The organism is Mycobacterium sp. NGS66, from assembly GCF_059812225.1.
Genome location: NZ_JCALCG010000002.1, coordinates 566,828 through 579,628 on the forward strand (window position 1 = coordinate 566,828; position 12,801 = coordinate 579,628).

Annotated in this window: 12 protein-coding genes; 6 read left to right on the forward strand and 6 right to left on the reverse strand. The window is 65.8% G+C overall.

What is annotated here, in order from left to right; all coding sequences use genetic code 11:
• Window positions 1–46: 46 nt before the first annotated feature.
• Entirely contained in the window at window positions 47–757 is a 711-nt protein-coding gene (locus tag AC5Y2L_RS07135) for a DUF2182 domain-containing protein (protein WP_499934124.1), read from the forward strand.
• 30 nt (window positions 758–787) lie between these two features.
• On the opposite strand, the gene AC5Y2L_RS07140 is transcribed toward AC5Y2L_RS07135, so the two are convergent.
• Complete coding sequence (locus AC5Y2L_RS07140) at window positions 788–2,836, reverse strand: glycoside hydrolase family 15 protein (protein ID WP_499934126.1); 2,049 nt, start codon at window positions 2,834–2,836, stop codon at window positions 788–790.
• Window positions 2,837–2,872: 36 nt separating this feature from the next.
• On the reverse strand, window positions 2,873–4,129 hold the full coding sequence (locus AC5Y2L_RS07145) for an FAD-dependent oxidoreductase (protein WP_499934127.1): 1,257 nt from the start codon (window positions 4,127–4,129) through the stop codon (window positions 2,873–2,875).
• Window positions 4,130–4,198: 69 nt separating this feature from the next.
• Between AC5Y2L_RS07145 and AC5Y2L_RS07150 the strand changes: the two genes are divergently transcribed.
• The 5 genes from AC5Y2L_RS07150 to AC5Y2L_RS07170 all read left to right on the forward strand — a co-directional run bounded on the left by AC5Y2L_RS07150 (window position 4,199) and on the right by AC5Y2L_RS07170 (window position 8,583).
• The gene (locus tag AC5Y2L_RS07150) at window positions 4,199–4,402 is read left to right on the forward strand and encodes a hypothetical protein (RefSeq protein WP_499934129.1); all 204 of its coding nucleotides are present in this window, start codon (window positions 4,199–4,201) and stop codon (window positions 4,400–4,402) included.
• A 334-nt stretch (window positions 4,403–4,736) separates the two neighbouring features.
• Window positions 4,737–5,789 carry a sulfate ABC transporter substrate-binding protein gene (locus AC5Y2L_RS07155; RefSeq protein ID WP_499934130.1) on the forward strand — a complete coding sequence of 351 codons (1,053 nt, stop codon included), beginning with the start codon at window positions 4,737–4,739 and terminating at the stop codon, window positions 5,787–5,789.
• Window positions 5,786–6,670 carry a sulfate ABC transporter permease subunit CysT gene (gene cysT / locus AC5Y2L_RS07160; protein WP_499934132.1) on the forward strand — a complete coding sequence of 295 codons (885 nt, stop codon included), beginning with the start codon at window positions 5,786–5,788 and terminating at the stop codon, window positions 6,668–6,670. The genes AC5Y2L_RS07155 and cysT overlap by 4 nt, the downstream gene beginning before the upstream one ends.
• Window positions 6,667–7,485 (forward strand): sulfate ABC transporter permease subunit CysW, encoded by an 819-nt coding sequence (gene cysW, locus AC5Y2L_RS07165; protein ID WP_499934133.1) that lies wholly within the window; start codon window positions 6,667–6,669, stop codon window positions 7,483–7,485. Before cysT ends, cysW begins: the two co-directional genes overlap by 4 nt.
• A gap of 15 nt (window positions 7,486–7,500) precedes the next feature.
• Window positions 7,501–8,583: a sulfate/molybdate ABC transporter ATP-binding protein gene (locus AC5Y2L_RS07170; protein ID WP_499934134.1), complete on the forward strand. Its 1,083-nt coding sequence runs from the start codon at window positions 7,501–7,503 to the stop codon at window positions 8,581–8,583.
• A gap of 94 nt (window positions 8,584–8,677) precedes the next feature.
• Here AC5Y2L_RS07170 and AC5Y2L_RS07175 read toward each other — a convergent pair whose 3' ends face one another.
• From AC5Y2L_RS07175 to AC5Y2L_RS07190, 4 genes are all read right to left on the reverse strand, one after another.
• Window positions 8,678–9,094: a ribbon-helix-helix protein, CopG family gene (locus tag AC5Y2L_RS07175; protein ID WP_499934136.1), complete on the reverse strand. Its 417-nt coding sequence runs from the start codon at window positions 9,092–9,094 to the stop codon at window positions 8,678–8,680.
• A 512-nt stretch (window positions 9,095–9,606) separates the two neighbouring features.
• Window positions 9,607–10,329 (reverse strand): sirohydrochlorin chelatase, encoded by a 723-nt coding sequence (locus AC5Y2L_RS07180; protein WP_499934137.1) that lies wholly within the window; start codon window positions 10,327–10,329, stop codon window positions 9,607–9,609.
• Window positions 10,326–11,069 carry a phosphoadenylyl-sulfate reductase gene (locus tag AC5Y2L_RS07185; RefSeq protein WP_499934139.1) on the reverse strand — a complete coding sequence of 248 codons (744 nt, stop codon included), beginning with the start codon at window positions 11,067–11,069 and terminating at the stop codon, window positions 10,326–10,328. The genes AC5Y2L_RS07180 and AC5Y2L_RS07185 overlap by 4 nt, the downstream gene beginning before the upstream one ends.
• Complete coding sequence (locus AC5Y2L_RS07190) at window positions 11,066–12,745, reverse strand: nitrite/sulfite reductase (protein WP_499934140.1); 1,680 nt, start codon at window positions 12,743–12,745, stop codon at window positions 11,066–11,068. The genes AC5Y2L_RS07185 and AC5Y2L_RS07190 overlap by 4 nt, the downstream gene beginning before the upstream one ends.
• Window positions 12,746–12,801 lie beyond the last annotated feature (56 nt).

Consider the following 12,801-nt stretch of genomic DNA (forward strand, 5'->3'; position numbering starts at 1 on the left):
ATTGGGCAACGGTGAGGTTCGTCCGCGGCCGCGAATCGATGTATGGTTGCCGGTCCTCTTGTTGAGCGTGGCGGCGCTGGGCTGGTGGTGGTCAGCGGTCACCTCCGGTGACATGAGTGATCACGGCATGTCCATGGAAGCCATGCCTCCCATGCCTTTTGACGCGTTCCTCGTCGGCTGGGTGGTCATGCTGGCGGCGATGATGCTTCCCGCGATCCTGCCGGTTGTCCGCCAGTATGCCCGCACCGCCATCGGCAGCACCGCGTCGGTGATCGTCTTCATCGCCGGGTACCTTGCGCTGTGGAGCGCCGCGGGCATTCCCGCTTTTCTGGCCTGGAGCGGCCTCAATCACCCAGTGGCACAGGCGCATCCGTGGGCTGGACGGGTGGCCGGCGCCGTCGCTGTGGCCGCCGGCCTATATCAGCTCACACCGCTGAAGGCGATGTGCCTGCGAGACTGCCGTTCGCCGATCTCCGAATCCGTGCGTGCCGGAAGGCGACCCGACCGTCCGGTGGGGGCACTCCTGGCCGGCGGCCGCTACGGCATGGTTTGTCTCGGCTCCTGCTGGATGCTGATGACGCTGCTGATCGCCTTCGGCACAATGCAATTGGCGTGGATGGTGGCGATCGCGGTGCTCATCTGGTTGGAGAAAGTCTCCGATTTGGGCGATCGGCTCCGGGGCGTGACGGCGGCGATCCTCATACTTCTCGGGGTCGTATTGCTGGTCCACCCCGCGTTGGTCAGCCACCTCGCCTGATGGCGACAAGTATGGCCGAGCCTCGCCTGCCTACACCGGGGCGTTGGCGGGCTGGAAGGTGCCGGAACTGTCGGCTTCCTCCTCCGCCCGGATCACGTGCACGACCGCGTTGATCAACGCCAGGTGGGTGAACGCCTGCGGGAAGTTGCCCAGATGCCGGCCGGTTCGCGGCTCGATCTCCTCGGCGTAGAGGTGCAGTGGGCTGGCGTACGCCAGTAACCGTTCGCACAGCCGCTTGGCTCGGGTCACCTCACCGATCTCGACCAGCGCCGACACCAGCCAGAACGAGCAGATGGTGAAGGTGCCTTCCTCACCGGACAGCCCGTCGTCGGTTTCCTCGACCCGGTACCGCAGCACCAGACCTTCCTCGGTGAGTTCGTCGGCGATGGCCAGCACCGTATTGCGCACCCGCGGGTCGTCGGGCGGCAGGAACCGCGTCAGCACCACCAGCAGCAGCGAGGCGTCCAGCGCGTCGTCGCCGTAGCGCTGGGTCAACACACCGCGGGAATCCACCCCGTGCTTGAGGATGTCGGCTTTGATTTCCTCGGCGATCTTCCGCCATTGCTGCGCATAGCTGACCTCGCCCTGACGCTCGGCCAGCTTCGCGCCGCGGTCCAGCGCCACCCAGCACATCACCTTCGACGACGTGAAGTGCTGCGGCTCTCCGCGCACCTCCCAGATTCCGCGGTCGGGCTCGCGCCAGTGCTTAATCGCCTCTTCGACCTGCTTCTTCAGCACCGGCCACAGCGTCTCCGGGACTTGTTCGCGCGACTTTGCGTGCAGGTAGAAGGAGTCCAGGACCGAACCCCAGATGTCGTGCTGGTCTTGGTTGTAGGCGCCGTTGCCGATCCGCACCGGACGCGCGTGGTCGTAGCCCGACAGATGATGCAACTCCTCTTCGACCAGGCTGCGCTCGCCACCGACGCCGTACATCACCTGCAGCGGGTGGCGTTCGCCGTTGTTGGCGCCGGACACGTCGGCGATGAACGCGAAGAAGTCGTCGGCCTCGCGGTCCAGTCCCAACGTGTAGAGCCCCCACAGCGCGAAGGTCGAATCGCGAATCCACGCGTAGCGGTAATCCCAATTGCGTACTCCGCGAGGCGTTTCCGGAAGCGAGGTGGTGCTGGCCGCCAGTAGCGCGCCGGTGGGCGAGTAGGTCAGCCCCTTCAGCGTGAGCGCGCTGCGCTGCAGATAGGCCCGCCACGGGTGATCGGGGAAGTTGCCGATGTTGATCCATTGCCGCCAGCACTCGGTGGTCTGCCACATCTTGTCGGCGGCCTCTTCGTAGGTCTGCGGCGGCGGATGTTTGGTCCAGCTCAGCGCGACGAAGATGTCGTCGCCCTCTTTCATCCGGGTCCGAGCGCGCGCTTCCCGTCCTTCCAGGCCGATGCGCAGGTTGGTGGTCAGCCGCAGCGTCGGGTGCTCGTCCGGTTGCTTGCTCGCGCGGGCTACGGCCTCGCCGTAGGCGTTGGCCGAGTATTCCCAGGTGGCGCCGATGCGGTGGTAGTCGAAAGCCGGCTCGCAGCTCATCATCAGCTCGACGGTGCCGCTGACGCAGCGCACCGTGCGCAGCAGGATGTGCTCGGCGTCCCAGTCCATCGGGGTGCGACGGTGCGTTCTCGATCGCCGGTCGATGTCGTGCCACTTGCCCATCACCAGCGCGTCGCGCACGATCAGCCACCCGGTGTGGGTCTGCCAGGTGGTCTCCATGATCAGGCTGCCAGGCAGGTAGCGCCGCGCCGACGGCACCGAGACGCCGTAGGGGCCCAACCGGAAATGGCCGGCGCTGCGGTCCAGGATCGCACCGAACACACTCGGCGAGTCCGGACGGGGCACGCACAGCCATTCCACCGATCCGGCCGGCGATATCAGGCAGGTGGTTTCCCAGTCCGACAGGAAGGCGTAGTCGGCGATCGGCGGAAACGGGTTACGCAGCGTCGAACTCGAGGTGTAGGGCGTGGGCAAGCTGAAGTCGACGGCCCGGGCAGCGGTCGCTTGAAGCGCTTCGGCCTCATGGACCTCGACTGCGGGGGCCGTTGAGTTGGCAGGCTGGTCGGCGGGTTCGGCTTGCAGCACCATCCCGACATCATCATCTGTCGACGCGCCCGCCGTCCATCATTTGCCGCGAGTAGTGCTGGCCGGGCGCCTGGCGTACCGAGGCGCGTGCTCGGACAGCGGACCGATGGCCACCATGTAGCCGACGGACCGTCGCAACACCGGCGACCGTGCGACCGTCCGCACTGCTCGTGGCGGCGGCCGGTCTCTGCCGTCCACCGCAACGGCGACCACGTTCGCATGGATCGCGCGCTGTGCCGCCTGCAGAATCGCGGTCGGGATCCAGCGGCGCGCCTGCACCCGGGCCAGCTGCCGCGTGGACACCCGCCCGGCCCGCAGCGGCCCGGCCAGCATCCGCGCGGCGGCGACCGCGTCGGCCACCGCCAGGTTGATGCCGACGCCGCCGACTGGCGACATGGCATGCGCGGCATCGCCGATACAGAGCAGCCCGTTGCAGTACCAACGACGAAGCCGATTCAGTTGCACATCAAGCAATTTCACGTCGTCGAAGGACTTCAACGTGTCGACTCGGTCAGCCAGCCAGGGCACCATGCCGACCAGGGCGCGGTGTAACGCCTCGATACCCTCAGACCGCAGCTCCGCGTCGGTTCCCTTCGGGATGATGTAGGCGATCTGGTAATACTCGCCCCGGTCGATCAGGATGGTCGCGTGCCCGGCGCTGAATGTGCCGGCGAGTCCCACCGGATCGTCGGGGCGGCGGGGTAACCGGAACCACCACACATCCATCGGGGCGCCGAAGGTTCGCGGCGCGAGACCGACCGCCGAGCGCACGGTCGACGAGCGTCCGTCGCAGGCCACCGTCAGGTCGGCGTGCATCTGCTTGACTGCGGCTTCGGTGCCGCCATGGGCGCGATCACGATAGGTGACGCCGACGATCCGATTGCCGTCGCGAATCACGCCCGTGACTTCGGTGCTGCGCATCAACCGGAAGCTCGGCTCCGCTTCCGCGGCGGCGGCCAGCAGCTCTAAGAAATCCCACTGAGGCACCAGGGCGATGTGCTGATGAGCGCCCGGCAACCGGGTCAGGTCGAGGTCTACGGCCTGACCTTGCAGCCGCATTCGGGCGGTGCCGATCAGGCGGTGTGGAATTTCGGCGAACCGTGCTCCCAGGCCGAGCTCGTCAAGGAGGCGCAAGGTGCTCGCGTGCACGGTGTCGCCGCGGAAATCGCGCAGGAAATCCGCGTGCTTTTCCATCACCGTGACTTTTACTCCGGCGCGAGCCAGCAGCAGGCCAAGCATCATGCCCGCCGGTCCGCCGCCGACGACGAGACATGTCGTGTGGTCCGAGGGCGGCATTGGCCGATCTTGGCACAGCGAAGTTCCGCCGACGGGGTTTCTGGTGCCGGAAGTACCAGCAGGTTTAGGGTGAGGCCAGTGAACGGGTTCCTGAGTTGGTGGGACGGGATCGAGCTGTGGCTGTCCGGTCTCGCCTTCGTGCTGCAGGCTCTTTTGGTCATGCCCGTCGTGCTTTTGCTGGCCTACATCCTGGCCACGGTGCTGGACCGCATGCTCGGCAAAGGCATCCAGTTGATGCGCCGGGCACGCCACGCCGACGAGGCACTCGGGTAGCCGGCATGCCGCGGTCACACGTGACGCTGGTTCTCGTCACGCTGGTGGTCCTGGTGGTCGTCGCGTGGTTGTTGACGCACTGAGCCGCCCAGCGAATTCTGTTAGGCTTCCCGCCATGCACGTAGCACCGGGCGCTGTGCGCTCCCTTGCTGACGCGCTTGGCCACCGACGCGGTGCCGAGCGCGTTCGCGCCGTGTGCGACCTGCACTGTTGTCGCTGACCGCATTGCCCGTGCACGGTACGGCATGGACTTCGTGAGTTCTTTCAACAGTTCCAGGAGCCTTCCGTAGCAACGGGGACAGCCGTTCGAAGGTCCCGCACTGGAAGGTCGTCAATGCCGCTGACGTTCAACACCGGAAGTTCACTGCGCCGGCGGCGTGCTTCTGAGTTTGCGGTCGTGCTCGCGCTGATAGTCGGTGTCGTCGCTGCGTGCAGCGGCGGTGCCAGCGACGTCGTCGGCGGTGGCGGACCGGCCGGGGCAACCAGTATCACGTTGGTCGCCTATTCGGCTCCGGAACCCGGATGGAGCAAGGTAATCCCCGCCTTCAACGCCTCCGAAGAGGGCAAAGGTGTCCAGGTGATCACCTCGTATGGGGCTTCCGGCGACCAATCCCGAGGCGTCGTCGACGGCAAGCCGGCCGACCTGGTCAACTTCTCCGTGGAACCGGATGTGACCCGATTGATCAAGGCCGGCAAGGTTGCCAAGGATTGGAATACGGACGTCACCGGCGGCATCCCATTCGGCTCGGTGGTGACGTTGGTGGTACGCGCAGGTAATCCGAAGAACATCAAGGGTTGGGATGATCTGTTGCGGCCAGGTGTCGAGGTCATTACGCCGAGTCCGCTCAGTTCGGGCTCGGCGAAGTGGAATCTTCTTGCGCCGTATGCAGTTAAGAGCGAAGGCGGCCGAAACAGCCAGGCAGGAATTGACTTTGTGAACAAGTTGGTGCGTGAACACGTCAAATTGCGCCCGGCGTCGGGACGAGAAGCCACCGACGTCTTCGTCCAGGGCAGCGGAGACGTCTTGATCAGCTATGAAAACGAGGCGATCGCGACTGAGCGGCAAGGCAAGCGGGTCGAACACGTCAACCCGAGCCAGACCTTCAAGATCGAAAACCCGTTGGCGGTGGTGACCACCAGCCCGCATCTGAAGTCGGCGATCGCGTTCAAGAACTTCCAATACACCGGCGCGGCTCAGAAGTTGTGGGCGCAGGCCGGTTTCCGCCCGGTGGACCCGGCGGTCGCCGCGGAATTCCGGGACCAGTTTCCGGTGCCGGTGAAGTTGTGGACCATCGCCGACTTAGGCGGCTGGGAGACAGTGGATCCGCAGCTGTTCGACAAATCTTCCGGCAGCATCACCAAGATCTATATGCAGGCCACCGGATGACGACCGCGGTGATCCCGGACCCCGAGGCGGTCCGGCCCGAGCTGAGCACTGAAACCCCGCCCGGGCCCCCCGACACCGGCCACTCCGGTCGACCACGCACCACGTCACTGCGGGTCGGTGTGGCGACGCTGTGGCTCTCGGTCATCGTGCTGCTGCCGCTGGCAGCCATCGTCTGGCAGGCGGCGGGCGGTGGCTGGCAGGCTTTCTGGCTGGCGGTCACGTCGCACGCCGCGGTCGAGTCTTTCCGGGTGACGCTGACGATTTCGGCGGCGGTCACGTTGCTCAACACGTTCTTCGGCCTGCTGGTTGCTTGGGTGCTGGTGCGCGACAACTTCTTTGGCAAACGGCTGGTCGACGTGATCATCGACCTCCCGTTCGCGCTACCCACCATCGTGGCCAGCCTGGTGATGCTGGCGCTGTACGGCAACAACAGCCCGGTGGGTCTTCACCTGCAGCACACCGCGTGGGGCGTGGGCGTGGCGCTGGCGTTCGTCACCTTGCCGTTCGTGGTGCGCGCCGTTCAGCCGGTGCTGCTGGAGATCGATCGGGAGACCGAGGAGGCGGCCGCCTCGTTGGGCGCGAACAACGTGAAGATCTTCACCTCCGTCGTGCTGCCGTCGCTGACGCCGGCGTTGTTATCGGGTGCCGGGCTGGCTTTCTCGCGCGCGATCGGCGAGTTCGGCTCGGTGGTGCTGATAGGTGGCGCGGTGCCGGGCAAGACGGAGGTTTCGTCGCAGTGGATCCGCACTTTGATCGAAAACGACGACCGTACTGGTGCTGCCGCGATATCCATTGTCCTGCTTTCGATCTCGTTCATCGTCCTGTTTATCCTGCGTGTCATCGGCGCGCGTGCCGCCCGACGTGAAGAGGTGACCAGGTGAACGTGCCACCGCGGGTTCGCTACCTCATCCGATTCATCGCGTTGACGTACGTCTTTGTGCTGCTGGCTGTTCCGGTGGCGGTGATTCTTTGGCGGACCTTCCAGCCGGGGTTCGAACGGTTCTATGCCTGGGTAAGTACCCCGGCCGCGGTGTCCGCGCTGAATTTGTCGCTGCTGGTAGTCGCGATCGTGGTGCCGCTGAACGTGTTGTTCGGGATTCCGACGGCACTGGTACTGGCGCGCAACAAGTTTCGGGGGAAAGGCGTCCTGCAGGCGATCATCGATCTGCCATTCGCGGTCTCGCCCGTCGTCGTGGGCGTCGCGTTGATCGTGCTGTGGGGCTCCGCCGGCGCGTTGGGCTTCGTGGAGAAGAACACCGGGCTCAAGATCATCTTCGGCCTGCCCGGCATCGTGCTGGCCAGCGTTTTCGTCACCCTGCCGTTCGTGGTGCGCGAGGTCGAACCGGTCCTGCACGAATTGGGGACCGACCAGGAAGAGGCCGCGGCGACGTTGGGTTCCGGCTGGTGGCAGACGTTTTGGCGGATCACGCTGCCGTCGATCCGATGGGGCCTGACCTACGGCATCGTGCTGACCGTTGCGCGCACGCTCGGCGAATACGGCGCGGTCATCATGGTGTCGTCCAACCTGCCGGGGACGTCGCAGACGCTGACGCTGCTGGTGTCCGACCGCTACAACCGAGGAGCGGAGTACGGCGCCTACGCGCTTTCGACGCTGCTGATGGCGGTGTCGGTGGTGGTCCTGATTGTCCAAGTGATCCTCGACGCCCGCCGGGCACGGGCGAGCAGACAGGCCTGACAAGGAGATTCGCAGATGACCGAGATCGCGGCACGCCCCGGCAGTGAGCACGCCATCATCGTGCGCGACGCCTACAAGCACTACGGCGATTTCGTCGCCCTGGACCACGTGGATTTCGTGGTGCCCGCCGGTTCGCTCACCGCGTTGCTGGGACCGAGCGGTTCGGGCAAGTCGACGTTGCTTCGTGCGATCGCGGGACTGGATCAACCCGACAGCGGCACCATCACGATCAACGGGCGCGACGTGACGGGAGTTCCGCCCCAGCGGCGTGGGATCGGGTTCGTGTTCCAGCACTATGCGGCGTTCAAGCACTTGACCGTGCGCGACAATGTGGCCTACGGGTTGAAGATCCGCAAGCGGCCCAAGGCCGAGATCAAGCAGAAGGTCGACCACCTGCTGGAAGTGGTGGGGCTGAGCGGGTTTCACGCCCGTTATCCCAATCAGCTTTCCGGCGGTCAGCGCCAGCGGATGGCGCTGGCCCGGGCGCTGGCGGTCGACCCGCAAGTGCTGCTGCTCGACGAGCCGTTCGGGGCGCTGGACGCCAAAGTCCGTGAGGATCTGCGGAGTTGGCTGCGCCGATTGCATGACGAGGTGCACGTCACCACCGTGCTGGTCACCCACGACCAGGCCGAGGCATTGGATGTCGCGGACCGGATTGCCGTTTTGAACAGGGGCCGCATCGAGCAGGTGGGTACTCCGACCGAGGTCTACGACGCGCCGGCGAACGCGTTCGTGATGTCGTTTTTGGGGGCCGTATCAGCACTCAACGGTGTTCTGGTGCGGCCGCACGATATCCGGGTGGGCCGTCGCCCCGACATGGCGATCGCCGGCGGCGACGGCACCGCAGACGCGATCGGCGTCGTTCGCGCCACCGTCGAACGGGTGGTGGCGCTGGGCTTCGAGGTGCGCGTGGAGTTGTCCAACGCCGCCACTGGCAGCCCATTCACCGCGCAGATCACCCGAGGGGACGCCGAAGCGCTGGCATTGCGGGACGGGGACACCGTCTATGTGCGGGCCACTCGCGTGCCGCCGATTGCCGACGAGGTCGGTGTGGCGCACGACGCCGACGAGGACGAGACAACGCTGACGTCGGCCTAATGGGCCCAGGACAGATGCCGCTCTCGTGGTGATTCAGTCCTTCGGTACCGGCAGGTTGGCGCACAGTGTCGAAGTGGCGTTCGGGGTGCGGTGGCTACTTGCCGCGTCGCCTGGCCGTTTTGCGTGGGCCGCTCCGAGCGGCCGCCTTACCCGCCGGCGCAGGCGGGAATGCGACCCCATGCGACGCCGCGCCCACCGTGTCGAGGTATTGCTTGAACTCTCCGACGAGCCGCTGCCTGGCAGCGACTTGCACCGGCGCGGGGTCCAGTGCGTTGAGGATCATTTCGCGCACCACGGTCGACGCGGGCAGGTTGCGCTCCTCGGCCAACGCCTCAAGGGCGGCCAGCTCGTCGTCGTTTAAACGAACCTGCAGCACCCTCGTGCGCGGGCCGCCGCGAGTGACCTTGACATGAGCCAGAGTTTCGACGTCCAGGTCGTTGTCGCCGGCTTCGGCGTGGGCGGCGGCCTCGTCGAGAATCTGGTCGATGCTGCCGCGCTCGCTCTTAGTCATTGATGCCCTCCTCCCGGTATATCCGCTGGTATGTGGTGTTCCCCTGGAATGCGGTTGCGCTGTACGTTATTCCGCGATCGGTCACGGTTATGACGCATAGGACGGCTCCGGCGCTGCGGCTGTAGCCGACGGTGCGCACACCCCTGCCGCCGCTCTTTGCCGCCGGATCGGGATTGAAGACTATGCGGTTGGCATCACTCAGCGCCTCCTCGGCCTGCTCGATGGGTGACCTTGTGCCGGGCGAGGTGGTCGTCCCTGTCCATCCACACGGCCATGTTACCCCAAGTTGTAGTACGCCGTATTACAAGTGCGCGAGGGGATCGAGGTCCAACTCGTGCATGGCGACCAGGCGGCGTCGAAGCCGTCGAGCTCGGCGACCAGTTCTGCCGGTGCCGCGATCGAAAACATGTTCGAATGCTACTCGGTGCGTGCCGACACCGATCACCGCAAGAGCTGCCTCCTGTGGACAAACGCCCGACTGTGGACAACGCCGTGCGACGACACCAGCGCGCTCAGGCCGCGATTCGCTCCGCTCGAGGTAAGAGAGCCTGATCGAAGCGATCCAGCACCGTCTCGGCCACCAATCGGTGCGCGCCCAGCGGCGCGGCCATGGTGATGCCGACGTTGTCCGCGAAGCGCTGTACCCGGTCGGGCACCCGCCCCGGCGCCAGAAACCACGGCGCGATGACCACCCGGCGGGCGCCCTGGCGGCGTAGCCGGCCCAATCCCTCGGCCAGCGGACGCTCCGTCCCGGTGGCGAACGCCGTTGTCGCACCGGCCCACCCGGTGCCTGTCAGCAGCTTGGCCGCTACCCGTGCAGTCCGCGCATTGACGGCGAGATCGGAGGTACCGATCGCCACCACGAGCACACCCAGCTTCTCGTCGAACCGGGACACACCTAATTCGGCCACCCGCTGCCGCAATACCGCTATCAGCCGGTCATCCTCGCCGAGCGCATCGGCCTGCCAAACGTCCAATGCTGCACAGCAACGGGCGATCTGGCGCGGAATGTCGACGCGGGCGTGATAGGCGTTCGACAACAGCAGGGGAGTGATCACCGCCGGGCCGTCAACCGAATTGAGCGCATCGACCAAACCAGGCGAACTGTGTTCCAGAAACGCCAGCCGCACATCCAGACCCGGCCGCATCCACGCCACCCGCTCCGCGACGGCGCGCGCATTGGCCGCCGAGCGTGGATCCGCACTGCCGTGCGCAGTCAAGACGAGCGCGGTCACGACGCGTGCAACCCACATTCGGTCTTGGCCAGTCCCTGCCAGCGCCCGCTGCGCGGGTCGGCGCCCTCGGCCGGCTTCGCCGTGCACGGAGCGCAGCCGATCGACGGATACCCTTCGTAGACAAGCGGATTCACCAACACATCGTTCTCGTCGATGTAGTTTTGCATGTCCTCGTCGGTCCAGGCGGCCAACGGGTTGACCTTGACCAACTTGAACGCCTCGTCGAAGCTGATCAGCGGTGCGTTGGCGCGCGTCGGCGCCTCGACCCGACGCAGACCGGTCACCCAGGCCGAATAGCCGCGCAACGCCTTGGTCAACGGGACCACCTTGCGCAGCCGGCAGCATTCGTTGGGCTCGCGAGCGAACAGGTTCTTGCCCAGCAGCTCGTCCTGTTCGGCGACGGTGTGCTCGGGCGTGATGTTCAGCACCCGTATGTCGTAGACGGACTCGATCGCATCGCGAGTGCCGATGGTTTCCACGAAGTGATAACCGGTGTCCAGGAATAACACCGGCACACCGGGACGCACCCTGGCGGCCAGATCCACCAGCACGGCGTCCTGCATGTTCGACGCCACCACGTAGTTACATGTAGCCCATCCTCGCGGCCCGTTGACACCGCCGAAGTGCTCCTCGGTCCAGCGCAGCAGTTCGGTCGCGTCGGCGCCCTCGAGTTCTGCGGCACCGCGCGCCGCCAGCTCGCGCAGCTCCGCCTCGGTGGGCCTGGTCGTTTGGCCACTCATCGCAGGTCGTCCTCGTCGGCACGAATTGCCCACTGCGCGAAACGTTCTCCTTCGTCGCGATGCTTGAGGAAGTTGCGCACCACGCGTTCGATGTAGTCGCCCAGCTCGTCGCTGGTCACCTTGTGCTGGCGCAGCTTTCGGCCGAAACCGCTGTCCAGGCCGAGGCTGCCGCCCAGGTGCACCTGAAAACCCTCGACCGAGCCGCCATGACCATCGTCGACCATCTGGCCCTTGAAGCCGATGTCGGCCACCTGAATTCGGGCACACGAGTTGGGGCAGCCGTTGATGTTGACGGTGATCGGCACGTCCAGCGCGGCGTTGATGTCCTCCAGCCGACGTTCCAAATCGGGCGCCAAAACCTGGGCGCGGCCGCGGGTTTCGGCGAATGACAGCTTGCAGAACTCAATTCCGGTGCATGCCATCAGATTCCGGCGCCAGTGTGATGGACGCGACTGCAGCCCAAGCCTTTCCAGGCCGGCGACAGTTTCGTCGAGCTTGTCGTCGGGTATGTCCAGGACGACCAGCTTCTGGTACGGCGTGAACCGAACCCGGCTCGAACCCGCCCGCTCGGCCAAGTCGGCCACCGCCGACAGGACGGTGCCGGACACCCGGCCGGCGATCGGGGAGACGCCGACGGCGTTGAGCCCGTTCTTCAGACGTTGCACGCCGACGTGATCGATCGGATGCTTGACCGGCTCGGGGGCCGGGCCGTCGATCAACGGACGCTTGAGGTACTCGGTCTCGAGCACTTCGCGGAATTTGTCTATACCCCAGTCCTTGATCAGGAACTTCAGGCGAGCCTTGGAGCGCAGCCGCCGGTAGCCGTAGTCGCGGAAGATCGAGGTCACCGCTGCCCACACCTCGGGCACCTCGTCGAGCGGCACCCACGCGCCGACCCGCTGGGCCAGCATCGGGTTGGTCGACAGTCCGCCGCCCACCCACAGGTCCAGCCCAGGCCCGTGTTCGGGGTGGTTGACCCCAATGAAGGCGATGTCGTTGATCTCGTGCGCGACGTCCTGCAGACCCGAGATCGCCGTCTTGTACTTGCGGGGCAGATCGGCGAAATCGGGCTTTCCGATGTAGCGGCGGACGATCTCCTCGATCGCCCAGGTCGGGTCGAGCACCTCGTCGAGCGATTCGCCGGCCAGCGGCGAGCCCAGCACCACACGCGGGCAGTCACCGCACGCCTCGGCGGTCTGCAGTCCGACTTCGGCCAGCCGCCGCCAGATTTCCGGGACATTTTCCACCTCGACCCAGTGCAACTGGACGTTCTGCCGGTCGGAGATGTCGGCGGTATCGCGGGCGAACTCGGTCGAGATCTGGCCCACGGTGCGCAATGCGGCGGTGGAAAGCGCGCCGCCGTCGCAGCGCACCCGCATCATGAAATATCTGGCCTCGAGCAGGTCGGCGTTCTCGTCGCCGGTGAACGAGCCGTCGTAACCCTGCTCACGCTGGGTGTAGAGGCCCCACCAGCGAAAACGCCCACGCAGGTCGGATTTCTCGATGCTGTCGAAGCCGTTCTTGGCGTAGATGTTCAGGATGCGGTCCCGCACGTCCAGCGGCGCACCCGCCTGTTTCATCTCCTCGTTGGCGTTGAGCGGATCACGGCTTCCCAGCGCCCACTGACCCTCATCACGGGCCTTATTTCGTGCCCCGGCGGGACGGGCTGCGGTCATACGGAAGTTCTCCTTCGCGAACATTCGCGGGCGTGACGGCGCACCTCACCGGTTCT

Excerpts from the sequence above, each read along its gene's own strand:
- AC5Y2L_RS07140 (WP_499934126.1), bottom strand. The coding sequence starts at position 2,836 with ATGGTGCTGCAAGCCGAACCCGCCGACCAGCCTGCCAACTCAACGGCC.
- AC5Y2L_RS07145 (WP_499934127.1), bottom strand. The coding sequence starts at position 4,129 with ATGCCGCCCTCGGACCACACGACATGTCTCGTCGTCGGCGGCGGACCG.
- AC5Y2L_RS07155 (WP_499934130.1), top strand. The coding sequence starts at position 4,737 with ATGCCGCTGACGTTCAACACCGGAAGTTCACTGCGCCGGCGGCGTGCT.
- cysT (WP_499934132.1), top strand. The coding sequence starts at position 5,786 with ATGACGACCGCGGTGATCCCGGACCCCGAGGCGGTCCGGCCCGAGCTG.
- AC5Y2L_RS07170 (WP_499934134.1), top strand. The coding sequence starts at position 7,501 with ATGACCGAGATCGCGGCACGCCCCGGCAGTGAGCACGCCATCATCGTG.
- AC5Y2L_RS07175 (WP_499934136.1), bottom strand. The coding sequence starts at position 9,094 with ATGACTAAGAGCGAGCGCGGCAGCATCGACCAGATTCTCGACGAGGCC.
- AC5Y2L_RS07185 (WP_499934139.1), bottom strand. The coding sequence starts at position 11,069 with ATGAGTGGCCAAACGACCAGGCCCACCGAGGCGGAGCTGCGCGAGCTG.
- AC5Y2L_RS07190 (WP_499934140.1), bottom strand. The coding sequence starts at position 12,745 with ATGACCGCAGCCCGTCCCGCCGGGGCACGAAATAAGGCCCGTGATGAG.